The organism is Streptomyces aurantiacus, from assembly GCF_001418335.1.
Lineage (GTDB): Bacteria > Actinomycetota > Actinomycetes > Streptomycetales > Streptomycetaceae > Streptomyces > Streptomyces aurantiacus.
The window spans coordinates 1-23,726 of the sequence record NZ_LIPP01000088.1 but is presented as its reverse complement, the minus strand read 5'-3'; the positions used below and the strand labels follow the sequence as shown (position 1 = coordinate 23,726).

The window sequence follows — 23,726 nt, the reverse complement described above, 5'->3', positions numbered from 1 at the left end:
ATTTATCACTATTAGGCCTTGAATAGCGATGAATCGGTGGATGCCCCGCCGGACGCGGCGACTCACCCAGTGATCGACGCCCGGAAGTGGTACCGGTCTCCGCGGTACACGGCCGCGGTGAGTTCGAGGGGCTGCGCGTTCTGGTTGAACGCGAGTTGGGTGGCGACGAGCACGGGAGTCGCGTCGGTGATCTCCAGCAGCCTCCGCTCCTCCTCGCCCGGATGCCGGGCCTCCACCGAGTAGTCGGCGACCTTGGGCAGTTGCGGCGGGTCGGCACTGCGGAGGGTGGCGAAGAGCGTGGCCTCGGTGAAGTCGGTGTCCGCCAGTTCCGGACACAGGCTCAGGGGCAGGCGGTTGTGCTCCAGGACGACGACGATGTCGTCCAGGAAGCGGAGTCGGCGCATCTCGAAGAGCGCCGCCCCCGGGCCGACGCGCAGCAGTTCGGACTCCTGGACCGTGGCGGCCCGGACCCTGGACTCCAGGACCGAGTCCCGGAGCCGCAGGCCGTGCCGCTCGGCGTAGTCGGCGAAGCCCTGGACCGACTGCTCCCCGGCCGGAGCCGGTGAGGGCGGGGCGGCCGGGGTCGCGTGCCCGTAGCCCTGGGCCAGGAACCATCCGCGGGCCGGCGAGGACTCGATGACGTCACGCTCCGCCAGTTCGTTCAGCGCGGAGCGCAGGGTGACGCGCGAGACCCCGTACCGGGTCGCCAGCGCCCGCTCCGACGGCAGGCGGTCCCCGGGCCGCGCGCCGTCCGCGGAGATGTCGGCCAGGAGGCGTCCGGCGATCTGGGTGTACAGCGGCAGGGCGTCTCCGCCCAGTAGCCCCTGAGGGAGAGCGTGATCCAAGGAAGGCATACCAGATGTATACCAGTCCAGAGCGGACCAGTGCAATACCAGAAAGAGACCATTGACGGCCAACGTCAAGACCAGTAGCGTTCCAGTGATGTCTCCGGGGCGTGCCGCCAGCTACGGCTCACGCCCTTCGGTGAACCTTGGAGCGGATCATGTGGAACCCCTTGGACGAAGTGGTACGCCGCCAGAAGGCGGGTGAGTCGCACGGCATCGCCTCCGTCTGCTCGGCGCACCCGCTGGTCATCGAGGCAGCCGTACGCCAGGCGCTCGCGTCGGGAGGCACCCTCCTGGTCGAGGCGACGTCCAACCAGGTGGACCAGTACGGCGGTTACACCGGTATGCGGCCCGAGGACTTCCGCGAGCTGGTGCACGGCATCGCCGCCGAGCACGGACTGCCGCTGGACCGGGTCGTCCTCGGCGGAGACCACCTGGGTCCCAACCGATGGCGCGCGCTGCCCCCGGAAGAGGCCATGGCCGAGGCGGACACCCTCATCGCGGCGTACGTCCGGGCGGGCTTCACGAAGATCCACCTCGACTGCAGCTTCCCCTGCGCCGGCGACCCCGCTCCGCTGACCGACGACCTGGTCGCCGAGCGCACCGCCCGCCTGGTGCGCGTGGCCGAGGCGACCGCGGGCGACTCGGCCGCCGCCCTCCGCTATGTCATCGGAACGGAGGTACCGGTGCCCGGCGGGGCGCACGAGACGCTGGAGAGCATGGCGGCCACCAGCCCCCGGGCAGCGCGCCTGACGCTGGAGCACAACCGGGACGCTTTCGGGACGCACGGTGTGGCCGGGGCGTGGCCCCGCGTCATGGCCCTGGTCGTACAGCCGGGTGTGGAGTTCGACCACCTTCAGGTGTTCGACTACCGGCGCGAGCGGACGGCCGAACTGCGTACGGTCCTGGCCGCCGAGCCCGGCATGGTCTTCGAAGCCCACTCGACGGACTACCAGACGGTCGACGGGCTGACCGCCCTGGTGGAGGACCACTGGGCCGTGCTCAAGGTCGGCCCCGGACTCACGTTCGCCCTGCGCGAGGCGCTGTTCGCGCTGACCGCCGTCGAGGAGCAACTCGTCGCGCCCGCGGCGCGGTCCGGGCTGACCGAGGTGGTCGACCGCCGGATGCGCGACCAACCCTCCTGGTGGCAGGGGTACTACGAGGGTGACGCCGACGAGCAGCGGCTGGCCAGGCACTACAGCTACAGCGACCGCATGCGCTACTACTGGCCCGACCCCGAGATCGCCGCCGCGCAGGAGCGTCTGTTCACCAACCTCTCGGCCCTGGACATACCCCTTCCTCTGCTGAGCGCCCACCTGCCCGACCAGTACCGGCGAGTCCGGACCGGCGAACTCGCCGCGACACCGCGGGACCTGGTCGTCGACCGGGTCCGCGACGTCCTGCGCGACTACGACCGTGCCTGCCTCACCCACGACAAGGAGTACGCGTGAAGACCACCACCCAGGACACCGTGCCGCAGGGCAGCGGGGCCAACCACACGGTCGCGGAGATCGCCCAACAGCCCGGCGTATGGCGGGAGGTCGGCACGATCGTCGCCGACGGGCGGGACTCGCTGGACGCCTTCCTCGGACCGCTGCTCGCCGAGAAGGACCTGCGGATCGTCCTGACCGGGGCCGGTACCTCGGCCTTCGCCGGAGAGGTCGTCCGGGCGGCGATCGCCCGGGCCACCGGCCGCCGCGTGGACGCCGTGTCCACCACCGACATCGTCGCCGATCCCCACGCGTCCTTCCCCGACGACGTCCCCACCCTTCTCGTGTCCTTCGCGCGGTCCGGGGACAGTCCTGAGAGCGTCGCGGCGACCCGGCTTGCCGAGCAGGTCCTGACGCGCGTGCACCACCTCGTCATCACCTGCAACAGCGCCGGGCAGCTGGCCAGGGCGCACGGCGCCGACGTCGCGTCCCACGTCCTGCTCATGCCGGCCGCGGCGAACGATCAGGGCTTCGCCATGACGTCGAGCTTCACCAGCATGCTGCTGGCGTCCTTGCTCGCCTTCGGCGCGCTCACCACCGAGGGCATCGAGGCTCCGGCCGCGGCGGCCGAGCACATCACGACGGGCGGCCTGGACCGGGGCATCGACGCGCTGCTGGCCCGTGAGCCGGAGCGACTGGTCTACCTCGGCAGCAGCAGCGCGCTGAAGGGGCTGGCCCACGAGTCCGCTCTGAAGCTGCTGGAGCTGACCGGGGGCACGGTCGTCGCTTCCTCGGAGTCCTCACTCGGCTTCCGCCACGGCCCCAAGTCGGTGCTGAACGACCGTACGGCCGTCGTCGTCTACGTGTCGAACGACCCCTACACCCGCCGCTACGACCTCGACGTCCTCGCCGAACTGCGCGCGGGGCTCCCGTCGGGCAGCGTCGTGGCCGTCACCTCGTCACCGGACGGGGTTCCCGGGAACGACACCTGGCTGCTCCCCGGACTGGGGGACGCGGACGACAGCGCCCTCGCCCTGACCGCCGTCCTGTGTGCGCAGCTCATCGCGCTGCGTTCCTCCCTTGGCCGGGGCATCCGACCCGACAACCCGTTCCCCTCCGGAGAGGTGAACCGCGTGGTGCGGGGCGTGACGGTGCACCCACTCCCCGAGCGACGGCACGACGTCGCGTAACAGCGTGCAGAGAAAGCCGAGCGGAGGAACAACGATGTTTCTGGGTGTGGACGGCGGAGGCACCAAAACAGCCTTCTGTCTCATCGACGGCGCGGGCACCATCCGGGCCCGAGCCCTTGCGGAGGGCGCCTACTACTTCGGGGACAACGCCACGGGTGGCGTCGACCACGTCGTACGGGTCCTGGAGGAGGGGATCGGGGCCGTGACCGAGGCCGCGGGCATCAAGCGCGCGGACATCGAGCACGCGTTCCTCGGCCTGCCGGGGTACGGGGAGGTCCCCGGCGACGTCGCCGCGCTGGACGCCGCGCCCGGGCGGGTGCTGCATCACCAGCGCTACGCGAGCGACAACGACATGATCTGCGGCTGGGCCGGTTCGCTCGGCGCGGTGGACGGCATCAACGTCATCAGTGGCACCGGTTCGATGACCTACGGCGAGCGGCACGGCCGTGGCGTCCGCACCGGTGGCTGGAGCGAACTGTTCAGCGACGAGGGGTCGGCGTACTGGATCGCCGCCCGGGCGCTGAACGTGTTCTCCCGGATGAGCGACGGCCGGCTCCCCGAGGGTCCCCTCGCGGGGGTGCTGCGCCGCCACCTCGCTCTGACCTCCGACCTCGAAGTGATCGACGTCGTGCTCAACCGCTGGCAGGGACACCGCAGCAAGATCGCCGCGCTGAGTCCTCTGGTCGGCGAGGCGGCCGGGCTGGGCGACACGGAGGCCGCCGTCATCCTGACCGAGGCCGGCAGGGAACTGGCGCTGCTGGTGGACAGCGCGCGACGCCGACTGGACTTCTCCCCCGACGAGTCCGTCCTCGTCTCCTACTCCGGCGGCGTCTTCCGTTCGGCCGCCGTGCTTGACGCCTTCACCACCGCGCTGCGGAGCAGCGCGACCACGTACGAGCTACGACAGCCGCAGTTCGAACCGGTGGTTGGCGCCGCGCTCTACGCGGCGAAGCTGGCCGGCTCCCCCCTCGGCCCCGCGGCCCTGACCGCCCTGCGCTCCACCTCGGAGATCACCACCACGGAGAACCGCCATGACACTGCGTGACAAACGATCCTGGATCCTCTACGCGGGTCTGCTGGTGCTGTTCTGGGGAGTCTGGGGGGCGTTCTCCAGCCAGCCGACCGAGCGGTACGGCTATCCGGACGAGATGATCTACGTCATCTGGGCCCTCACCATGCTCGTCCCGGCCACGTTCGCACTGCGCCGGGAGCGGTTCGATCGCCGGCCGATCGCCGCGGCCTACGGGCTCGCGGCGGGGCTCACCGGAGCGGGCGGTCAACTCCTGCTGTTCCAGGCGCTCTCCGACGGTCCGGCCTACCTGATCTTCCCGGTGGTCTCGCTCTCCCCGGTGATCACCGTCCTGATGGCCGTGGCCCTGCTCCGGGAGCGGATCGGAAGGCTCGCCGTCACCGGAGTGATCGCCGCGCTGATCGCCATCGTGCTGATCAGTATCCCCGCGGGGGCCGGCGGCTCGGTCAGCACCGGGTCCTGGCTGCTGCTCGCCATCCTCATCTGCGTGGCGTGGGGAGCACAGGCGTTCTTCATGCGGAAGGCCGCCCTCGCGGGCGTCAACGACGCGACGACGTTCAGCTGGATGACCATCAGCGGTCTGCTGCTCGTCCCGGTCGCCGTCCTAATGATGGGCGGTTTTCCCGACGCCCCGTGGCAGGCTCCGGCACTGACCGCCGGCACCCAGGTGCTGAACGCCGTGGGCGCGCTGTTCCTCGTCATGGCGCTCAGCCGCGGCAAGGCCAGCGTCGTCGCGCCGATCACCAACGCCCTGGCGCCCGTCCTGACGATCGTGCTGTCACTGATGGTCTATCAGACGCTGCCGACGATATGGGGGGCGATAGGCATCGTGCTCGCTCTCGCCGGGTCGACGCTGATGGTGTACGCCGACGAGAAGCGTGAGGAGATACCCGGAGACCGGGAGCCGTCCACACCGATGGCGAGCCCGTAGGCCGGGCCCGCTCCCCGACGACTTCGATCCGGCCGCCCCACCGGAACCGGAACGGCGGCCGGATCGAAGCCACGGCACACGAACACCGCAGGCCGAACGAACGTCCCCCGTACGAGGAGTACGCACATGCCCTTGGTTCCCACCGGAGAGCTGGTCGCCCGGGCCGCCACCGAGCACGGTTGCGTCACCGCCTTCAACGTCATCACCCTGGAGCACGCCGAGGGTACGGTGGCGGGCGCCGAGGCCGCCGGCCGGCCGGCGATCCTGCAGATCAGCGAGAACGCCGTGCGGTATCACGGAGGACGGCTCGGGCCGCTCGCCCTGGCGGCGGCCGCGGTGGCCCGGTCGGGCACGGTCGACATCGCTCTGCACCTCGACCACGTCACCGACGTGGAGTTGCTGCACCAGGCGGCCGACGCCGGTTTCTCCTCGGTGATGTTCGACGCCGGGGCACTGCCCTACGCGGAGAATGTCGCCGCCACCGCCTCGGCGGCACGGTGGGCGCACGAGGCGGGGCTCTGGCTGGAGGCCGAACTGGGCTATGTGGGCGGCAAGCCCGGCTCCCCCGCGAGCGCGCACGCCGCCGGGGTGCGCACGGACCCTGCGGAGGCCGCCGACTACGTGGCGCGTACCGGTGTGGACGCCCTCGCGGTCGCCGTGGGCAGCAGCCACGCCATGACCGAGCGGTCGGCGTCGCTGGACCACGCGCTGATCGAACGGCTCCGGGAAGCGGTTCCGGTCCCGCTGGTGCTGCACGGCTCGTCCGGCGTTCCCGACGACGAACTCCGTGCCGCGGTCCGGGCCGGCATGGTGAAGATCAACGTCGGAACAGCGCTCAACGTCGCGTTGACCCGCGCCGTACGCGACGTCCTGGAGAAGGAGCCCACGCTGACGGATCCTCGCAAGTACCTGGGTCCGGCCCGCGACGCCGTGGCAGCCACCGTGCACGACTTCCTCACGGTGCTGGCGGTCTGACCGGGAGGCCGCGGACCGGGGACCGCGGACCGGGGACACCGAGGGTGGCGGCGTCCCCGACGAGGAGGTGCCGGCCGCAGCCGCGCCTGCTCGCGAGAGCGGGTCCCGGGCCAGGAGGAACGGCGCCGGCTCAGGGCGGACTCCGGTCAGTGGGTGGCGAGGAACTCCAGCGTGTCCATGACCCGGTTCGAGAAGCCCCATTCGTTGTCGTACCAGGCGACCACCTTCACATGGCGGCCGTCCACGCGCGTGAGGGCCGAGTCGAAGATCGACGACGCGGGGTTGCCCACGATGTCGGAGGACACGAGGGGGAAGTCCGAGTATTCGAGGACGCCCGCGAGAGGTCCGTCGGCCGCGGTCCGGTACGCGGCCAGGACGTCGTCGCGGGTCACGTCACGGGCGACGGTCGTGTTGAGCTCCACGATCGAGCCCACGGGAACCGGCACACGGATCGAGTCACCCGTCAGCTTGCCCTCCAGGTTCGGCAGCACGAGACCGATCGCCTTGGCGGCGCCCGTCGTCGTCGGCACGATGTTGACCGCCGCCGCCCGGGCCCGGCGGGCGTCCCGGTGCGGACCGTCCTGAAGGTTCTGCTCCTGGGTATAGGCGTGCACCGTCGTCATGAAGCCGTGCTCGATGCCGGCCAGGTCGTCGAGAACCGCGGCCAGGGGTGCCAGCGCGTTGGTCGTGCACGAGGCGTTCGAGACGATCGTGTGCAGGGCCGGATCGTAGGTGTCGGTGTTGACCCCGAACGCCAGCGTGACGTCGGCGCCGTCCGACGGAGCGCTGACGAGCACCTGGCGCGCGCCCGCGTCGAGGTGGGCACGGGCCGCCTTGGCCGACGTGAAACGGCCGGTCGCCTCCAGGACGATGTCGACACCGAGTGCGGCCCACGGCAGTTGCGCGGGTTCGCGCTCGGCGAGCACCTTGATGCGACGGCCGTCGACGACGAGCTCGTCCCCGTCGGCGCTCACCGGGCGGCCGAACCGGCCGGACGTCGTGTCGTAGGCGAGCAGCCGCGCGAGCGTCGCCGGCTCCGTGAGGTCGTTGACGGCGACCACGTCGAGGGTGCTGTCGCGTTCGATCAGCGCCCGCAGCACATTGCGTCCGATGCGGCCGAATCCGTTGATGGCTATGCGAGTCATGAGTGGTGTCCCTTCGGTTCGCCACCAGGCTCGCTCGCCCCGGCCGCCGCTGACAGTGGCGGGATTGCCATGGTTCAAAAGGATCGCGCCACCCTGCTCGCGCCACCCTGAACGAGTGGACCGGTCCTGCCCTAGTCGCCCGCGGCGAAGGTGCGCCGGTACTGGCTGGGTGTGGTGGCCAGGATGCGCTGGAAGTGCAGCCGCAGATTCGCGCCCGTGCCCAGACCGACGTCGGTGGCGATCTGCTCGACGCTGCGCTGCGATCGTTCGAGCAGCTCGCGGGCCAGGTCGATACGGGCCCGCATGACCCACTGCATCGGCGTGTACCCCGTCTCGTCGACGAAGCGCCGGGAGAAGGTACGCGGTGAGACCGCGGCCTGCCGCGCCAGCACGTCCAGGGTGAGCCGCTCGCCGAGCCGGTGCAACGCCCACTGCCGGGTGGCGGCGAACTGTTCGCCGCGCGGCTCGGGCACGCTGCGCGGTACGTACTGCGCCTGGCCGCCGCTGCGGTAGGGCGCCGCGACCAGGCGCCGGGCCGCGCGGTTGGACGCGGCCACCCCGAGGTCACCGCGCAGGATGTGCAGGCACAGGTCGATGCCCGAGGCGGCGCCCGCCGAGGTCAGCATGCTGCCCTCGTCGACGAACAGGACGTTCTCGTCGACCCGGACGCGCGGATAGCGGGCCACCAGCGCCCGCGTGTAGTGCCAGTGGGTCGTGGCGCGCTTCCCGTCCAGCAGGCCGGTCGCGGCGAGCGCGAAGGCGCCCGTGGAAATGGCGGCCAGCCGGGCGCCCCGGCCGTGCGCGGCGATCAGTGCGTCGACGACGGCCGGCGGCGGATCGTCACGGCCGGGGAAGCGATAGCCGGGGATGAAGACGATGTCGGCCCACTCCAGCGCGTCCAGGCCGTCGGCGACATGGTACGAAAGGCCGTCACCGCCGGTCACCAGGCCAGGTGCCGCGCCGCACAACCGCACCTCGTAGGGCATGCTCGCCCGGGTGGTGAACACCTGAGCGGGGATGCCGACATCGAGCGGCTTCGCCCCCTCCAGCACAAGAACGGCAACGCGACGCAGACGGGCAGCTGACACCAGGACAGCCTACGCAAACATGCGGGCCTTCCAGCCACCCCACCCCACGGGCCACACGGCAAAGCGACCGGTCCCCGTACCGGCGTACGGGCGTACCGGCTTCGAGCCCGCTGCGTACAGGATCCGGTTCGGCTCACAGCAGGTTCGGCAGGTCCGGCAGTCGGTCTCCTTGTCCCGCGACGTGGGCGAGGGACCAGAACAGCAGGGCCACGCCCATGGCTCCGGGGTCCGGGGCGCCGAGTGCCCGGTCGCCGACGTAGGAGGCGCGTCCTCGACGGGCCCGCAGGTCCGCGGTCTTCCGCGCGCCGGTGAGTGCCGCGTCGGCGACGGCGCCGAAGGACGCCCCGGCTTCGAAGGCGTCCCGGGCCGGGGCCAGTGCGTCGACCATGGTGCGGTCGCCGGGCTCCGCCTCGCCGACGCGCTGGATGGCGGCCAGGCCCTCGCTCACGCCGGCCCGCCAGCCCTCCCGGTCGTCGGTGTGGGCGGCCAGTCCCCGGGCGATCTCCTGGAGGAGGAGTCCGATCAACGGGCCGCTGGTGCCGCCGACCTCGTCGAGGAAGACGGTCGCGGCGAGGTGGAAGGCCGGTTCGGAGGGGTGGGCGTCCAGTGCCGCGCGGACCCGGTCGAGCCCGTCGAGGAGGTTGTCGCCGAAGTCGCCGTCACCGGAGTGCTGGTCGAGAGTGGTCAGCACGTCGTGAGCGGTGCGGGCGGCGTCGGCGTAGGTGAGCAGCACGAGCTTCTGGTCGGCGGTCATCGGGTGGGCTCCAGGACGGTGAAGGCGGGCGTGTGGGCCGGGCTGTTCCAGAAGTCGAGCCATCCGGCGCCCAGCGTGGTGAGGGTGAGGGAGAAGCCACTCATGTCCAGGGCCGGGACGTAGGTGCCGACGAGGCGGCCCGCCATGTGCACGCCGCGCTTGTCGAGCGCCTCGCAGACGAGGGCGTGGACGGCCTGGAGTTCCAGGAGGGTGGTCGCGCCGAGTCCGTTGACCAGGAGCAGAACGGAGTCGGCCGCGTGCGGCAGGGCGCCGAGCACCTGGTCCGTCATATGGGCGACGAGGTCTTCCAGGCCCGGGTTGGGCAGGGCTTCGGCGGCGCGCTCGCCGTGGATGCCGACGCCGTACTCAAGGGTGTTGTCGGGGAGCTCGAACGCTTCGCCGCCCCGGGAGGGTGAGGTCTGGGCCCGCGCGGCGACGGCCACACTGCGTGAGGCATCCGCGAACAGGGTTCCGAGGTCGGCGAGTTCGTCGAGGCCGAGGCCGGTGTCCGCCGCGCCGCCGAGGAGCTTCTCCACGAGGACGGTGGCTCCCGTGCCGCGGCGGCCCGTGGCGGTGGAGGCGTCGTCGGTGGCGAGGTCGTCGTCGACGAGGACGCGGCGGACGGGGATGCCGTCGGCTCGCAGGCGTTCGGCCGCGATCCCGAAGTTGATGCGGTCGCCGGTGTAGTTCTTGACGATGTGCAGGACGCCGTCGGGTCCTGCGGCCTTCTTCGACGCCTCGTGGATCTGACGGTTGTGCGGGGAGGCGAAGACGCGGCCGGGGACCGCCGCGTCGAGCATGCCGGGGCCGACGAAGCCGCTGTGCAGGGGTTCATGGCCCGACCCGCCGCCGGAGACGAGGCCGACGCGCCGGGCGGGGTTGCGGCGGCGGCCGGTCAGGTACAGCGGATCGCGGTGGAGTTCGAGCAGGTCGGGATGGGTCAGGGCGAGGCCCTGCAGCGCCCGTTCCACGGCGTTGTCGGCGGGCAGGAAGAGGCGGTTCACGGAGCGGAGGTCCTTTCGGGGACGACGGCCTTGGGGAGGGTGCGCGGTGTGAGGATGGACGGTGCCTCGCCCCGGCCCAGCCTGGTGGCGGCCAGTGCGGAGACAACGGCGACGCCGACGCAGTACACGATCAGCCAGCTCCAGTGGCCGCCGGCCGCGGAGAGCAGTCCGGTGCCGATGAGCGGGGAGAGTCCGCCACCGAGTGTGGCGCCGATCTGCTGGGTGACGGAGAGGCCGGTGTAGCGGACGTTGACAGGGTAGAGGTTGGAGAACAGTGCGCCCTGGGCTCCGTACATCGCGGCGTGTCCCACGCCGAGGCCGAGCGTCATGCCGAGCGTGTAGGCCCAGAAGTGGCCGGTCTCGATGAGCAGGAAGAAGGGGACGGCCAGCAGGGCCTGGAAGACGGCTCCCGCGATGTACACCTTGCGTCGGCCGATGCGGTCGGAGAGTGCTCCGAAGTACGGCAGCGTGCAGCACTCGACGGCGCAGGCCACCAGGACGGCCAGCAGTACCGGGCCCTTGGGCAGATCGAGTTCGGTGGTGACGTAGGTGATGGCCACCACGTAGTAGATGTTGAACAGACCGCTCTCGGCGATCTTCGCGAGGACGGAGAAGAAGACCGTGCCGGGCTGCCGGGTGAAGACCTGGCGCACCGGCAGGCTCTGCACCTCCCGGTCCGCGCGCATCTTCACGAACTCCGGGCTCTCGGTGATGTTGAGCCGCATCCAGATGCCCACGCCGACCAGCAGGATGCTGGCCAGGAACGGCAGGCGCCAGGCCCAGGAGTCGTAGGTTCCCGTAGAGAGGGTCGCGTCCAGGACGGACACCAGTCCGACGGGGATCAGTACGCCGGCGGGGGTGCCGATGTGTACGAGCGAGGTGAAGAAGCCCTGGCGGTGGGCCGGGCTGTACTCCAGGGTCATCAGGACGCCGCCGCCGTACTCGCCTCCCATGCCCAGGCCCTGGATCAGGCGGATGAGGACGAGGAGCAGCGGGGACGCGATGCCGATGCTGTCGTAGGACGGCAGCAGGCCGATGGCGAAGGTGCCCAGGCCCATCATGAGCATGGTGATGATCAGTACGTTCTTGCGGCCGAGGCGGTCGCCGAAGTGGCCGAAGAAGATGCCGCCGAGTGGGCGGGCCGCGTAGCCGACGAAGTACGTGGCGAAGGCCGCCAGGGTACCGATCAGGGGCGAGGCGTCGGGGAAGAAGACATCGTCGAAGACCAGCGCGGCCGTGGTGGCGTACAGGGTGAAGTCGTAGTACTCCACGGTGGTGCCCAGGGCGCTGGCCGTGACGACCTTGCGCAGGGACGCCGGGGAATCCGGGGAGTCTGGGGAATCCGGGGAGTCTGGGGAGTCCGGAGTCTTGTCGGGGACGGGCATGCTCGCTCCATTGCGATGCGGCTCGGATGACGTGGTCGGTGCCCTCTGCTCTTGATCCTGCCTCGGCACCGGCCGTGTCCGGAAAGACACGGTTCTCCTGACCAGGGAACGCGTGCTAACATCTGATGCATCAGACATTACATCCGCACTGAGGTTGCGGCAACACCCCGGAGGTCACGTGAAGGACATCCAGCTCGGCGGGATGATCTCGACCGTCGTCACACCGTTCGACGAGCACGACGAGGTGGACCTCGGCCTGCTGCGGGGTGAGGTGAAGTACCTCCTCGGCCAGGGCGTGACGGCGATCTGCGCCTGCGGCAGCACCGGCGAGGGCCAGACGCTCTCCCTGGAGGAGAGTGCCGCGATCTGCGCGACCGTGGTGGACGAGGTGGCCGGCCGGGTTCCGGTCATCGGCGGGGTCATCCAGAACTCGACGGCCCAGGCCAAGCGGTACTCCCTGGCGCTGAAGGAGGTGGGCGTCGACGCTCTCCAGGTCACGCCCGTGCACTACGTCTTCGCCCCTTCTCCGGAGGAGACCGTCGCGCACTACCGCGAGATCGGCGAGGCCACCGACCTGCCGATCGTCCTCTACAACGTGGTGCCCTGGGCGCTGGTCCCGGTCGACACGATCGAGATGCTCAGCGACGTGCCGCAGGTGGTGGCGGTCAAGCAGTCCGGCGGCGACATCCACCTCCTCGCCGATCTGCTGCACCGGCTGCGCGACCGGTTCACCGTGCTCGCCGCCCTGGACGACCTGCACTACCCGGCGTTCGTCATGGGGGCCCACGGCGCCCTCGCCGCCATCCCGACCGTCACGCCGAAGCTCAGCGTCGAGCTCTGGGACGCGGTCCAGGCCGGCGACCACGCCAGGGCACTGGAGCTGCACGAGCGGATCCTGACGGTCTGGCGGGCCATCGACGCACCCAACCTGCCCGCCACCCTCAAGGCGGCTCTGGAACTGCAGGGCCGCTCCCCCGGCCTTCCCCGCCGGCCCTTCAAGCCCGCCACCTCGGCCGAGCGCGAGCGCATCGGAACCGCCCTGCGAGCCGCTAACCTGATCGATTAGATGTCGCATGTCCAGCGCCAGGGAGCTGCCACGCGACGACCGCCCGAGAAGAGGGTCGACCATGGCCACCACGTCCGTCAGCAGCCGTCGCGGGACCACTCCCCTGATCGTGGAGTCGATCTCCGAGCAGCTCTACTCCATCCTGTGCGACCGGATCACCACCGGTGTGTACGCGCCTGGTTCACGCCTGGACCCGCAGGCCATGGCGAACGAGTTCGGTGTGTCGCGCACCCCCGTGCGCGACACCCTGGCCCGCCTGGAACACGACCGGCTCGTCGAGACCCGTCCCCGTTCCGGCACCTTCGTCACCCGGCCGACCCGGCAGGACGTCCACGAGGTGTGCCAACTGCGCAAAGGGCTGGAGTGGCTGGCGACCGGCGTCGCCGCGGAGACGATGCCCGTGGAGCAGATCACCGACCTGCGCGACGAGGCCGTCGCCGCCCTGCGCGCCGCCGAACAGGGCGACTACGAGCCCTTCTTCGCCAGTGACACCCGCATCCACGGCGAGATCATCGCTTTCACCGGCAACAGCCGGCTGATCACGGCCCGGGAGAGCGTCGAGCCGTTCGTCTACTGGCTGCGCGTGCTCGGCGCGACCGGTCCGCACCGGCTGGCCGGCTCCACCCAACGCCATATCGAGATCCTCGACGCCATGGCCGCCCGCGACGTGGCGGCCGCGCAGGAGGCCGCCGCGCTCCACCTCGCCGAGGTCGAGGAGTGGACGCTGGCCGACATGGCCTCCCACGAGATCGTCACCTGACCCCGCACGCCTCAAGTTCCGCTGTGTCTGCCGGGGTTGGTGTGTCTGTCGGGGCGTGGGACAAAATTCGGGACATCCGTCCCATCGGTGCGGGACCCCGGTGGCGGAAGATGATGTTCCGGGCAGGGTGTCACCCACCCCGCCCGGGCTCGTTCCGCCCAATGCTGACCGAAGGGACCGGACATGCTGGTAGACCACATCGAGACCCCCGACCTGGCTCCGCAGGCATACCTCGACGACGAAGCACCGGAGATCGCTGTCGACGCACCGGAGGAGCGCGCCTGGCTTCCGTCGTACCAGGCGGTCCGGACCGCCTGACACACGGCGCGTCCGGCACGGCACCGGGCCCGGGAAAGGGCCCGGTGCCGCTGCCGGTGCGTCAGGTTCCTGTCCGCTGCCAGCTTCCGAAGGACGGTCCGTCGTTGCCCGCTTCACCTTCCGCCGCCGAGCCGGTCACCGACCGGGTGGCACAGGCCGACACGATGCTCTGCGCCGACCGGCAGTTCGGCGACTCCGCCGCCATCGGCGAACGCAACCTCGCCCGCTTCCGGCTGGGTCTGACCATGCTGGCGCGGCATGACGGCGAAGCAGCGGACGTGCTGCGGAGGACGGCCGCGGCATCCGACGAACGCCTCCGCCCGCTGCTGTACGACCCGGTGCTGCGCAACTGCTTCGAGGTCGACCTCGCACTGCTGGAGAGCGGCCGGCTCGAACACAGTTCGTTCGGCCTGTACGCCCGCGACCACGCGGCCGGCCCGACGACGAACGGCCCGACGGCCGTCCTGCACTCCACCGGGCCCTGCGAAGCCCTCAGCCATCCGCACCGGCGTGCCTGGCCCGGGCTCGGGGACGCCTGGGTGCTGACCGAACCCGCGCCGCACGACAGCTCGCAGGAGATGCTGGCCGAGCGCCTCATGGAGCTGTACCGCGACGCGCTCGGCGACAGCCGGGCGGCAGGCCCGGTCAGTCCGACGGACGGCGTCCGTACCGTCCTGCGAGAGGGCGCGGAACTCCTCGCCACGCTGCTGCCCGCCGCGGGAGCCGGCGTACTCGGGCACGTCACCATGGTGGGCTTCACCCACCGGGAGAGCGAGGAAGGGCCCCTGCAGTCCATGTCCGGCGGCGACCCGCTCCCGTCGACGGTCCTGCTGGCGCCCGAACGCTGCGCGTCCCCTTGGCTCGCCGCCGAAAGCCTGCTGCACGAGGGCGCCCACCTCAAGCTCTTCGACGCGCTCCGTACCGGCTCCGTGGTGAGGAACGCCACCGAGCGCGTGCCGATCCCGTGGCGGATCGGTTCCTGGACGGTCATCCGAGTGATCGTCGCCCTGCACTTCTACGTGCATCTGCTGGTCTTCCGGGCCGCGGCGGACGCCGCGGACGAAGCGGTCCGGGAGAGGTTCGGCGCGCCTCCGTCGGCCGAGGATCTCGACGAGCCCAGCCCCGGCACCCCCGCCGCCCTGAGCGGGCAGTACCGGACCAGCGTGGAACGGGCCCGCTACCTCGCCGAGTGCATGCTGTCGCTGCCGGAGGAGTCACTCACCGAGAACGGGCACCGGTTCGCCCGCTGGCTTCTCACCGCGCTGCGTCTGGTGGACGACGACGCGCCGCGGCCCCCTGACCGCGCCGCCGGGCCGACCGTTCAAGCGCGGCCGGGGCAGTCGTCGGGGCAGTTGCCGGAGATTCTCCCCGACGGCACTCTTCAGCGCGTCACACCGGTGGACGCGACCGCGCTGCCCGGCCTGGGGCAACTCATCGTCAGCCCCGCGGAGTCGGCCCGGATGCACTGGCTGAACGCGCGCTCGTGGACGGTCTACTCCCTGTGCGACGGGCGTGACCTCGGCTCGGTGCACACGGCCTACGCCCGAGCGGCCGGTCTTCCGGCCGGCTCGGATGAGGTCGGCCGGCAGGTGAGCGACAGCGTGCGTCGGCTCGTGGCCGCCGGCCTCGTCACCCACGACGTGTGACGCTTCTCGTTCGGTCAACGGCCCTCTCAGGAGCGGCCGTTCAAGTCCCGGGCCGCCGGCGCGGCTACGTACCCGCGGAGCCCGTGCCGGGGCCGGCCGTTTCCAGGCCGGCCAGCCGTGCGGACACAATGGCCTCAAGCCGACTCGACACATGAATCTTCGGCAGGATGGCCGAGACGTAATTGCGCACGGTCTTCTCCGATATGAACAGCTCCTGCGCTATGCGGCGATTGCCGTAGCCGAGCGAGACCAGTCGCAGCACTTCCCGTTCCCGGTCGGTCAGGACCGGGAACGGGAGTGTTCCGTCGACTTCCGCCAGGCGGGTCAGCAGGGCGGAGAGTTCACCGCCGGCCCGCGGGCCCAGCGTGACGTATCCCCGCTGCACGGCGCGCACGGTGCGGAGCAGGTCCACCGTCTCCGCGGTCTTGAGCAGATAGCCCGTGGCCCCCGCCAACAACGTTGTCAACAACAGGCTGTCATCGTCGCGTTCCGGGGACACCGAGGCGATCAGCCGCGGCGCCGGATACTGCCGACGCAGTTGCTGGAGCAGCCGGGTTCCCGCGCGGCCGGGCAGGTCGAGGTCGACGAGGACCACATCGGGCTTTTCCTGCCGGACCGCACGCACTCCGGTCTGCGGGTCGTGGGTCGCTGCGGCGACGGTGATCCCGTCCCCTTCGAGAGCGGAACGCAATCCACCCAGAATCAGGGGGATGCTCTCTATTACCACCACACGCATACCGACATCTTGGACCGCACCGGCCATTCTGACCCATCCTTACACCCGGGCCGGCGTGAGGTGTGACAACGTTTTCCTCACACCGCCAGTATCGACGTTCAGGTGAAAGCGTAGAACTCCTGTTGATCAATAGGCCGTTACGCCGCGTGGGCGGGCCCGGCGGCGCGCCGGAGACTCCGTCGGAAGACTCCGTCGAAGTGGGGTCGCGACCGCGCGGCCGGTGCAGAATCGAGGTCCGCGCTCGGACGGAGGCCGCAGTGAAGTGCCCTGACATGTCACGCGGTGCGCGGCTGACCGCCCATGGCGCCGTCTCCGAGTCCCTGGCCCTGTACGGCGATCGCGCCCTGCGTGACCTCGTGGACACGGCCGTGCCCCTCGGTTCCGGCATCGGCGGGACGTCGGCCCTGCTGGAGGTCGCCGGAACCCCGGTCTTCGTGAAGCGGGTGCCCCTCACGGACTTGGAGAGGCGACCTGAGCATGTCCGCTCCACGGCGAACCTGTTCGAGCTGCCCGTCTTCTGCCATTACGGCATCGGCGCCCTCGGCGGGCCCGGCTTCGGGGCCTGGCGAGAACTCGCCGTGCACACCATGACGACGGACTGGGTGCTGTCGGCCGAACATGAGGGCTTTCCCCTGATGTACCACTGGCGGGTGCTGCCCGACGCGACGCCCCTGCCCGAGGAACTGGCCGACGTCGAACGGGCTGTTGCCTACTGGGGCGGCGGATCGCGGGTGCGCCGCCGCATCCAGGCACTCCAGCAGTCCTCGGCGAGTGTCGCGCTGTTCCTGGAGTACATCCCGCAGAACCTGCACCAGTGGCTGGGCACCCAGGTCGAAACGGGTGACGAAGCGGGTGGCGAAGCCGCCGACCGGGCCTGCGCCATGGTGGAGAGGGAGCTGGCAGCCGGCACCTCGTTCATGAACAGCCGCGGACTCCTGCACTTCGACGCGCACTTCGAGAACATCCTCACCGACGGCCGGCGCCTCTACTTCACGGACTACGGCCTCGCCGTCTCCTCCGGGTTCGAACTGTCGCGGGACGAGGGCGACTTCTTCGACCGGCATGAGGCCTACGACCGCTGCTACACCGCCACCTACCTGGTGAACTGGCTGGTCACCGCTCTGTGCGGATTCCGGCCGGAGGACCGGGACGGCCGCTACGCGCTGATACGTGCCTACGCGGAGGGCAAGCACCCCGCAGGCATCCCGGAGGGGGCCGCGGCGCTCATCGCCCGGCACGCGCCGATCGCCGCCCTGATCTCGGACTTCAACCGCACGTTCCAGCACCGGAGCAGGCAGACCCCGTACCCGGTGGAGGAGATCCACCGGATCAGCGGGACGCGCACCGCACCGAACGGGCTCGTGCCTCCAGGCTGAAAGTGGAGTCCATGGCTGAGCAGACCCGGCGCAGGAGCGCGGGGAGTTCGCCCGGTGTGCAGTCGGGCAGCCATTCGTCCGGGGCGCAGCGCCAGGCGGCCACGAAGAACTCGATGAGGAGCCGCAGTTCGAGGCGGTTGTGCCCACCGAGTCGGCGCGTGATCTCGGCCTGGACCTCGGTGCAGTGCCTCAGCGAGTACCCGTCGAGTGCGGGCGAGTCGGCGATCAGCCGGAGCGTGAGCGGGAAGCGCCGGTACCAGTCCTCGTCCATGCGCTCCAGGGTGGCCAGCATGGCGCCGAGGAAGACGTCGGCCAGCGGCCCGGACTTCTCCATGCCGTCCAGGACTTCCAGACAGACGTCCCAGTCGACGCCTTCGCCTGCCTGTCGGTCGGCGGCACCCTGTTCAGCGTGGGCCGATCCTCCGAGGCCCCAGCGGTGCTGCCGCCGGAGGCCCTGCAGGGCGACGAAGGGCGCCACGACCGGTCGATCCGCACCTTCTACCTCGTCGGCGACCCCACCGCCGACTTCTCCGCGGACCTGTCGTGGCCGGCCGCGGAGATCGCCGCGGGCCGCCTGGATCCGGGCATCAGCCGGCGCGGCGCCTGGACGCGACACACCGAGGCGGTACAAGCGCTGCTCGGCCACCGCCTCCACGGCAAGGCCGTCCTCGATCTCGGGGGCCCGGCCGGTCCGGCCGGGTCCTGACCAGCGGTCCCGCCCGGTGAACTGGTCACAGCAGGCGGCGGATGTCACCGCGGACCCGGTAGAAACCGCCGGCCGCCGCGTGCAGGGCGTCGACGACATAGCGGGCTCCGGGCTCGCGTATCGTGCGCGGGAACTGGACGTTCCAGGACGAGTCGTAGCCCTCGGACACCACGTGGACGCGCAGTCGGCCGGTCGTCTGGACGCACTCGACGACGATCGCTCCGGCCGGCGCCCGGGAGACGGTCGCCATCGCGGCCGCGGCCGTGACCGGTGCGTAGGTCGGCAGGGCCTCGGCGAGCTTGACGTCCCGCGCCACCGGCACCGTGCCCTGCTGCGCCGCCGAGACGGCCGCCTCGCTCGCGTCCACGCACACCAGCGAGCCGTCCGTGGTCACCAGGTACAGCCGGTCGTCGCGGTACTGCATCGACAGCGCCGAGCCGCCGCCCGTGCCGAGCTTCCAGAGGCGAGTGCCGTCCCGGTCGAAGCAGTAGACCGACGAGGAGGCGTCGCCGGCGAAGACGAACCGGCCGCCGGGCGAGGTGGCGCACGAGTACACCGCGCTGTCGCAGGCGTAGGTGGCCTCGACCCTGCCGGTCGTCTTCGACAGCCGCTGGACCGCGCGATGCGCGGTTCCCGCGTACACGGCGTCCTCCTCCTGCCAGCCGAACAGGACACCGCCGCGGGTCGGCGTGTGCCACAACTCGCCGGTCCCGTCGGGCGCGTAGGCGGTCACCCCGCCCTGGTGGCCGTGGTAGACGCCACGGTCGTCGGCGCGGACCATCCAGGCGTGCTCGCCCTGGCTGCGGCGGGCCCACTGGTGCTCGTCCTCGTGGTCGATGACGGTGAGCCGGCCTTCGCGGTCCGAGACGTTCAGGACGCCCTCGTGGATGTCCAGCCAGAAGATGTCGACGTCCGCCGCGACGTCGTACGCCGCGAACGGCAGCTTCGAGGACAGGTCGTAGACCCGGCCGTCGTCGCACCCTGCGTAGATCCAGAAATCGTCGGCGACCAGGCACTTCACGCCGTCCGGCAGGCTGAAGCGCGCCAGGACGCCGCCGTCGTGGTCCAGGGTGAAGACGTCGCCCGCCTGATTGCCGACCCAGCAGCGGTCGTCGTCGACGTGGATGCCGAAGGCCGACGACCCGGTGCGGAACCGCCACAGCACGGGGGCCACGGCGCGCGCGGTGGAGGGTGCCGAGGACACCTGACGCCGGGTCACCGCTCGCGGGGCGCGCTGCCCCGCGACCGCCGGAGCGTAGCCCTTGCGGACCTTCTCCCCCACCTTCTTCGCCGCGGCGGACCGCGCCTTGTCCGCCGTGGGGAACGTCGTCGTCTGGGTCTGCCCGGCGGCACCGATCCGCCCGTACCGCACCGTCACCACCGGGCCGTCGACGGCCACTTCGTAGAACTTGTGCGCGGCGCCGTCCTCCTGCGACAGCTCCAGATACGTCGTCGACGCGGACTCGGTAGACATGGCAGACCCCTCCCAGGGCGGGCCCGCGGTCTCTCCGGCGGGTCCCACTGCTCACACCGTAGGGGCAGGCACTGACACTCCATCGGCCGGACGGATGACGGCAGCTCCACGCCATGCCCCCCAATTCATCGTGTCATGTACCTGTACAGGCCGTCGGTGTCGTGCTGTCATGCCAACTACCGCTCTTTCCAACGTTGTACAGACCGAGACGACGAGCCGCCGACCTCTCGGTCAGCCCGGTCGGCGTCCGTCGTCCGGACCTTTCGTACGTGCACGTCCTTGCCTCCCGACATCCCAAGGAGTCACGATGCGCAGCACCACCCCGGCCCCACGCCCCTGGGCAGCATGGCTGAGACAGCGGGCGAGGCGGATCACCACCGCGCTCGCCACCCTCGCACTGGTGTGCACGGCCGCCCTGACCGCCACGGGCACCGTTCAGGCAGCACCCGCCGCACCGGCCGCGTGGACGCCCAAGCCCTCCCCCATGACCACCCCGTGGACGAACCAGGTCCCGGTCGACAATCCGCTGCCGGAGTATCCGCGCCCCCAGCTCACCCGTCCCGACTGGGCCAATCTCAACGGCATCTGGGATTTCGCGGTCACCTCGGCGGACGCGGGCCAGCCCTCGTCGTTCACCGACCAGATCCGGGTGCCGTTCGTCGCCGAGTCCGCGCTCTCCGGCATCCAGCGCAAGATCACCCAGAACGACAAGCTCTGGTACAAGCGCACCTTCACGGTTCCCGCCGGCTGGAACGGCCGCCGCGTCCAGCTCAACTTCGGTGCCAGCGACTGGCGTACCACGGTCTGGGTCAACGGCACCCAGGCGGGCGGCACGCACAGCGGGGGCTACGACTCCTTCTCGTACGACATCACCGCTCTGCTCAACGGCGGCACCAACACGGTCGTCGTGTCCGTGTGGGACCCCACCCAGACGGGCGGCCAGGCCGTCGGCAAGCAGCGCATCAACGACGTGGCCCCGCACCCCGGGGGCGGCATCTTCTACACGGCGGCGTCCGGCATCTGGCAGACCGTGTGGCTGGAGCCGACGGCCCCGGCGCACATCACCCGCCTCGACATGGTGCCCGACCTCACGAACAACACCCTCAAGGTCACCGTCAGAGGTGACGGCGTCTCCGGGCAGAGCGCCAGGGTGACCGTGTCCTCCGGCTCGACGACGGTGGGCAGCGCGACCGGCGCGGTCGGCAGCACGATCACGGTGCCGGTACCGAGCCCGCACCTGTGGACGCCCGAGGACCCGTTCCTGTACGACGTGAAGGCGGACCTGCTCTCCGGTTCGGCCACCGTCGACTCGGTGGGGAGCTACACCGGAATGCGCTCCGTGGGGATCGCACGGGTCGACGGCGTCCTGCGTCCCGTCCTCAACGGCAAGTTCGTCTTCCAGACCGGCACCCTCGACCAGGGCTACTGGCCCGACGGCATCTACACCGCGCCGTCCGACGACGCCCTCAAGTACGACCTGCAGAAACACAAGGACCTCGGCTTCAACATGGTGCGCAAGCACATCAAGGTCGAACCGCAGCGCTGGTTCTACTGGGCGGACAAGCTGGGGCTGCTGGTCTGGCAGGACATGCCCGCGATGGACACCCGCGCCCCGGACAGCGCCGCCCGGACCCAGTGGGAGGCCGAGTACGACCGCATCATCGACCAGCACCGCAGCTCACCTTCCGTGGTGATGTGGGTCAACCAGAACGAGGGATGGGGGCAGTACGACCAGGCCCGCATCGCCGACCACGTCAAGGCGTACGACCCCTCGCGCCTGGTCGACAACATGAGCGGTATCAACTGCTGCGGGGCGGTCGACGGCGGCAACGGCGACGTCCTCGACCATCATGTCTACGTCGGACCCGGCACCACCGTGCCCAGCGCCACCCGCGCCGCCGTCCTCGGCGAGTACGGCGGTCTGGGGTTCAAGGTCTCCGGTCACGAGTGGTATCCGGGTGGCGGCTTCAGTTACGAGGACCAGCCGAGCCAGACCAACCTGAACAACCGTCTGGTGGGTCTTCTGGACGCCCTGCGCGAGGTGCGGATGCCCGCCGGGCTCTCCGCCTCCGTCTACACGGAGATCACCGACGTGGAGAACGAGGCGAACGGCCTCCTCACCTATGACCGGCAGGTCGTCAAGGTGGACGCGGCGCGCGTCCGGGCCGCCAACCTGTCCCTCATCGACGCGTCCCGGGCTCCGGCCTCCCCCGTCGTCCTGCCCACGAACCAGTACAAGTCCCTGCGGGTGACCACCTCCGGCTACACCGACCGCTATCTGCGCCACCGTGACGGGGCCGCCTACACCGACGTGGTCGACGCGAACAGCGCCGGTCTGCTCAAGAGCGACGCCACCTGGAGGATCGTGCCGGGCCTCGCCAACAGCGCCTGCTACTCGTTCGAGTCACGCAACTACGCCGGCCAGTACCTGCGCCACCGCGACTTCCGCGTGTACAAGGAGTCGGGCAGCGGGGCCGTGTTCAACGCCGACGCGACCTTCTGTGCCGTGCGCGGCGCGGGCGGCGGCGTACGGCTCTCCGCGTCCAACTTCCCCGAGCAGTATCTGCGGCACATCAACGCCGAGTTGTGGCTGGCCACCCCGGGCGGCTCCCACGCCTGGGACAACCCCGCCTCCTTCACGGAGGACACCACCTGGGCCGTCGAGGCACCCTGGGCCCCCTGACCCCGTGGGAGGGGCGGCGCGCACACCGCGCCGCCCCTCTCCCGGGCCGGTACGCACCCGGTTCCAGGGCTCTCGAACCGTCGTGAAACCGCGCTGAGTGCGTACTGAATGCGTTCTGAGTGCGTTCTGAAAGCGCCCTGCCGCAGTCTCTGCGGCATGACGAAAACGACTTCGGACTCGCTCGCGATAGCGGCCAAGGGGCTGCGCAAGGCATACGGGGACAAGACGGTCCTCGACGGCATCGACCTGGCGGTGCCGGCCGGCACGGTCTTCTCCCTGCTCGGCCCGAACGGCGCAGGCAAGACCACCGCCGTCAAGATCCTCTCCACCCTGATCGGCGCAGACGCCGGTGACCTGCACGTCGGCGGTCACGACCTGGCCGTCGACCCGCAGGCCGTGCGCGCCGCCATCGGGGTCACCGGGCAGTTCTCCGCCGTCGACGGCCTGATCACCGGCGAGGAGAACATGCTCCTCATGGCGGACCTGCACCACCTCTCCCGCGCCGAGGGCCGCCGCACCGCCGCCGAACTCCTGGAGCGCTTCGATCTGGTGGAGGCCGCGAAGAAGCCCGCCGCCGGCTACTCCGGCGGCATGAAGCGCCGCCTCGACCTCGCCATGACGCTGGTCGGCGACCCGCGCATCATCTTCCTGGACGAGCCGACCACCGGCCTGGACCCCCGCAGCCGCCACACCACATGGGGCATCATCCGCGAGCTGGTCGCCGGCGGCGTCACCGTCTTCCTCACCACCCAGTACCTGGAGGAGGCCGACGAACTCGCCGACCGCATCGCGGTGCTGAGCGACGGCAGGATCGCCGCCGAGGGCACCGCCGACGAGCTGAAGCGGCTCGTCCCCGGCGGGCACGTGCGGCTGCGGTTCACCGACCCGGTCACGTACCGGGCCGCCGCGGTCGCCCTGCGCGAGGTCACCAGGGACGACGAGGCCCTGGCACTGCAGATCCCCAGCGACGGCAGCCAGCGCGAGCTGCGCGCCGTCCTCGACTGGCTGGACTCGGCCGGTGTCGAGGCGGACGAGCTGACCGTGCACACCCCCGACCTCGACGACGTGTTCTTCGCCCTGACCGGCGGCACCGACAAGCCCAAGGCCGACCAGCACAAGGAGACTGCCCGATGAGCACCAGCCCTCCCCTGGCCCATGTCTCTTATACACATCTGATGCTGCCG

General features: G+C 70.7%; 22 protein-coding genes. 13 read left to right on the top strand and 9 right to left on the bottom strand.

Features of this window, described 5'->3' with window-relative positions; translation table 11 throughout:
* Positions 1–62 precede the first annotated feature (62 nt).
* A complete protein-coding gene (locus AOK01_RS12920; RefSeq protein WP_055511128.1) occupies positions 63–854 on the bottom strand; it encodes a GntR family transcriptional regulator in 792 nt (263 codons plus the stop codon).
* 149 nt (positions 855–1,003) lie between these two features.
* On the opposite strand from AOK01_RS12920, the gene AOK01_RS12915 reads away from it, so the two are divergent.
* From AOK01_RS12915 to AOK01_RS12895, 5 genes are all read left to right on the top strand, one after another.
* Positions 1,004–2,296, top strand: a complete 1,293-nt coding sequence (locus tag AOK01_RS12915) for a D-tagatose-bisphosphate aldolase, class II, non-catalytic subunit (RefSeq protein WP_055511127.1) — start codon at positions 1,004–1,006, stop codon at positions 2,294–2,296.
* Positions 2,293–3,465 carry an SIS domain-containing protein gene (locus AOK01_RS12910; RefSeq protein WP_055511126.1) on the top strand — a complete coding sequence of 391 codons (1,173 nt, stop codon included), beginning with the start codon at positions 2,293–2,295 and terminating at the stop codon, positions 3,463–3,465. Before AOK01_RS12915 ends, AOK01_RS12910 begins: the two co-directional genes overlap by 4 nt.
* A 34-nt stretch (positions 3,466–3,499) precedes the next feature.
* Entirely contained in the window at positions 3,500–4,510 is a 1,011-nt protein-coding gene (locus tag AOK01_RS12905; protein ID WP_055511125.1) for an N-acetylglucosamine kinase, read from the top strand.
* The gene (locus AOK01_RS12900) at positions 4,497–5,426 is read left to right on the top strand and encodes a DMT family transporter (RefSeq protein ID WP_055511124.1); all 930 of its coding nucleotides are present in this window, start codon (positions 4,497–4,499) and stop codon (positions 5,424–5,426) included. Before AOK01_RS12905 ends, AOK01_RS12900 begins: the two co-directional genes overlap by 14 nt.
* Before the next feature lie 126 nt (positions 5,427–5,552).
* Complete coding sequence (locus AOK01_RS12895) at positions 5,553–6,401, top strand: class II fructose-bisphosphate aldolase (RefSeq protein WP_055511123.1); 849 nt, start codon at positions 5,553–5,555, stop codon at positions 6,399–6,401.
* A 146-nt stretch (positions 6,402–6,547) separates the two neighbouring features.
* On the opposite strand, the gene gap is transcribed toward AOK01_RS12895, so the two are convergent.
* The 5 genes from gap to AOK01_RS12870 all read right to left on the bottom strand — a co-directional run bounded on the left by gap (position 6,548) and on the right by AOK01_RS12870 (position 11,777).
* Positions 6,548–7,546: a type I glyceraldehyde-3-phosphate dehydrogenase gene (gap, locus tag AOK01_RS12890; RefSeq protein ID WP_055511122.1), complete on the bottom strand. Its 999-nt coding sequence runs from the start codon at positions 7,544–7,546 to the stop codon at positions 6,548–6,550.
* 131 nt (positions 7,547–7,677) lie between these two features.
* The gene (locus AOK01_RS12885; protein ID WP_055511121.1) at positions 7,678–8,634 is read right to left on the bottom strand and encodes a GlxA family transcriptional regulator; all 957 of its coding nucleotides are present in this window, start codon (positions 8,632–8,634) and stop codon (positions 7,678–7,680) included.
* Between the two features lie 133 nt (positions 8,635–8,767).
* Positions 8,768–9,388, bottom strand: a complete 621-nt coding sequence (locus AOK01_RS12880; RefSeq protein ID WP_055511120.1) for a DAK2 domain-containing protein — start codon at positions 9,386–9,388, stop codon at positions 8,768–8,770.
* Positions 9,385–10,392 carry a dihydroxyacetone kinase subunit DhaK gene (locus tag AOK01_RS12875; protein ID WP_055511119.1) on the bottom strand — a complete coding sequence of 336 codons (1,008 nt, stop codon included), beginning with the start codon at positions 10,390–10,392 and terminating at the stop codon, positions 9,385–9,387. Before AOK01_RS12875 ends, AOK01_RS12880 begins: the two co-directional genes overlap by 4 nt.
* On the bottom strand, positions 10,389–11,777 hold the full coding sequence (locus AOK01_RS12870; protein WP_055511118.1) for an MFS transporter: 1,389 nt from the start codon (positions 11,775–11,777) through the stop codon (positions 10,389–10,391). The genes AOK01_RS12875 and AOK01_RS12870 overlap by 4 nt, the downstream gene beginning before the upstream one ends.
* A gap of 178 nt (positions 11,778–11,955) precedes the next feature.
* Between AOK01_RS12870 and AOK01_RS12865 the strand changes: the two genes are divergently transcribed.
* From AOK01_RS12865 to AOK01_RS12855, 4 genes are all read left to right on the top strand, one after another.
* Entirely contained in the window at positions 11,956–12,843 is an 888-nt protein-coding gene (locus AOK01_RS12865) for a dihydrodipicolinate synthase family protein (protein ID WP_055511117.1), read from the top strand.
* Positions 12,844–12,904: 61 nt separating this feature from the next.
* Positions 12,905–13,603, top strand: coding sequence for a GntR family transcriptional regulator (locus AOK01_RS12860; RefSeq protein WP_055511116.1), 699 nt, complete (start codon positions 12,905–12,907; stop codon positions 13,601–13,603).
* Positions 13,604–13,786: 183 nt separating this feature from the next.
* Entirely contained in the window at positions 13,787–13,921 is a 135-nt protein-coding gene (locus AOK01_RS46115) for a hypothetical protein (protein ID WP_281181346.1), read from the top strand.
* A 104-nt stretch (positions 13,922–14,025) separates the two neighbouring features.
* Positions 14,026–15,567: an aKG-HExxH-type peptide beta-hydroxylase gene (locus tag AOK01_RS12855; RefSeq protein WP_055511115.1), complete on the top strand. Its 1,542-nt coding sequence runs from the start codon at positions 14,026–14,028 to the stop codon at positions 15,565–15,567.
* A 64-nt stretch (positions 15,568–15,631) separates the two neighbouring features.
* Here AOK01_RS12855 and AOK01_RS12850 read toward each other — a convergent pair whose 3' ends face one another.
* Positions 15,632–16,330 (bottom strand): response regulator transcription factor, encoded by a 699-nt coding sequence (locus AOK01_RS12850; protein WP_063792779.1) that lies wholly within the window; start codon positions 16,328–16,330, stop codon positions 15,632–15,634.
* Between the two features lie 245 nt (positions 16,331–16,575).
* Here AOK01_RS12850 and AOK01_RS12845 point away from each other — a divergent pair, with 245 nt between their 5' ends.
* Positions 16,576–17,679 carry a protein kinase family protein gene (locus tag AOK01_RS12845; protein WP_055511113.1) on the top strand — a complete coding sequence of 368 codons (1,104 nt, stop codon included), beginning with the start codon at positions 16,576–16,578 and terminating at the stop codon, positions 17,677–17,679.
* Here AOK01_RS12845 and AOK01_RS12840 read toward each other — a convergent pair.
* Positions 17,633–18,013, bottom strand: coding sequence for an acyl-CoA-like ligand-binding transcription factor (locus AOK01_RS12840; protein WP_157871283.1), 381 nt, complete (start codon positions 18,011–18,013; stop codon positions 17,633–17,635). The genes AOK01_RS12845 and AOK01_RS12840 overlap by 47 nt on opposite strands.
* Before the next feature lie 75 nt (positions 18,014–18,088).
* Here AOK01_RS12840 and AOK01_RS12835 point away from each other — a divergent pair, with 75 nt between their 5' ends.
* On the top strand, positions 18,089–18,385 hold the full coding sequence (locus AOK01_RS12835; protein WP_245702224.1) for an MDR/zinc-dependent alcohol dehydrogenase-like family protein: 297 nt from the start codon (positions 18,089–18,091) through the stop codon (positions 18,383–18,385).
* 25 nt (positions 18,386–18,410) lie between these two features.
* Here the strand turns inward: AOK01_RS12835 and AOK01_RS12830 are convergent, their stop codons facing one another.
* Positions 18,411–19,859 carry a WGR domain-containing protein gene (locus tag AOK01_RS12830; protein WP_055511111.1) on the bottom strand — a complete coding sequence of 483 codons (1,449 nt, stop codon included), beginning with the start codon at positions 19,857–19,859 and terminating at the stop codon, positions 18,411–18,413.
* A gap of 307 nt (positions 19,860–20,166) precedes the next feature.
* On the opposite strand from AOK01_RS12830, the gene AOK01_RS12825 reads away from it, so the two are divergent.
* Together AOK01_RS12825 and AOK01_RS12820 are read left to right on the top strand one after the other, a co-directional pair.
* Entirely contained in the window at positions 20,167–22,542 is a 2,376-nt protein-coding gene (locus AOK01_RS12825; protein ID WP_055511110.1) for a glycoside hydrolase family 2, read from the top strand.
* 156 nt (positions 22,543–22,698) lie between these two features.
* Entirely contained in the window at positions 22,699–23,676 is a 978-nt protein-coding gene (locus AOK01_RS12820) for an ATP-binding cassette domain-containing protein (RefSeq protein ID WP_055511109.1), read from the top strand.
* Positions 23,677–23,726: the final 50 nt, after the last annotated feature.

Excerpts from the sequence above, each read along its gene's own strand:
- AOK01_RS12920 (WP_055511128.1), bottom strand. The coding sequence starts at position 854 with ATGCCTTCCTTGGATCACGCTCTCCCTCAGGGGCTACTGGGCGGAGAC.
- AOK01_RS12915 (WP_055511127.1), top strand. The coding sequence starts at position 1,004 with ATGTGGAACCCCTTGGACGAAGTGGTACGCCGCCAGAAGGCGGGTGAG.
- AOK01_RS12905 (WP_055511125.1), top strand. The coding sequence starts at position 3,500 with ATGTTTCTGGGTGTGGACGGCGGAGGCACCAAAACAGCCTTCTGTCTC.
- AOK01_RS12900 (WP_055511124.1), top strand. The coding sequence starts at position 4,497 with ATGACACTGCGTGACAAACGATCCTGGATCCTCTACGCGGGTCTGCTG.
- AOK01_RS12895 (WP_055511123.1), top strand. The coding sequence starts at position 5,553 with ATGCCCTTGGTTCCCACCGGAGAGCTGGTCGCCCGGGCCGCCACCGAG.
- gap (WP_055511122.1), bottom strand. The coding sequence starts at position 7,546 with ATGACTCGCATAGCCATCAACGGATTCGGCCGCATCGGACGCAATGTG.
- AOK01_RS12880 (WP_055511120.1), bottom strand. The coding sequence starts at position 9,388 with ATGACCGCCGACCAGAAGCTCGTGCTGCTCACCTACGCCGACGCCGCC.
- AOK01_RS12870 (WP_055511118.1), bottom strand. The coding sequence starts at position 11,777 with ATGCCCGTCCCCGACAAGACTCCGGACTCCCCAGACTCCCCGGATTCC.
- AOK01_RS12860 (WP_055511116.1), top strand. The coding sequence starts at position 12,905 with ATGGCCACCACGTCCGTCAGCAGCCGTCGCGGGACCACTCCCCTGATC.
- AOK01_RS46115 (WP_281181346.1), top strand. The coding sequence starts at position 13,787 with ATGCTGGTAGACCACATCGAGACCCCCGACCTGGCTCCGCAGGCATAC.
- AOK01_RS12850 (WP_063792779.1), bottom strand. The coding sequence starts at position 16,330 with ATGGCCGGTGCGGTCCAAGATGTCGGTATGCGTGTGGTGGTAATAGAG.
- AOK01_RS12845 (WP_055511113.1), top strand. The coding sequence starts at position 16,576 with ATGTCACGCGGTGCGCGGCTGACCGCCCATGGCGCCGTCTCCGAGTCC.
- AOK01_RS12840 (WP_157871283.1), bottom strand. The coding sequence starts at position 18,013 with ATGGAGAAGTCCGGGCCGCTGGCCGACGTCTTCCTCGGCGCCATGCTG.
- AOK01_RS12830 (WP_055511111.1), bottom strand. The coding sequence starts at position 19,859 with ATGTCTACCGAGTCCGCGTCGACGACGTATCTGGAGCTGTCGCAGGAG.
- AOK01_RS12825 (WP_055511110.1), top strand. The coding sequence starts at position 20,167 with ATGCGCAGCACCACCCCGGCCCCACGCCCCTGGGCAGCATGGCTGAGA.
- AOK01_RS12820 (WP_055511109.1), top strand. The coding sequence starts at position 22,699 with ATGACGAAAACGACTTCGGACTCGCTCGCGATAGCGGCCAAGGGGCTG.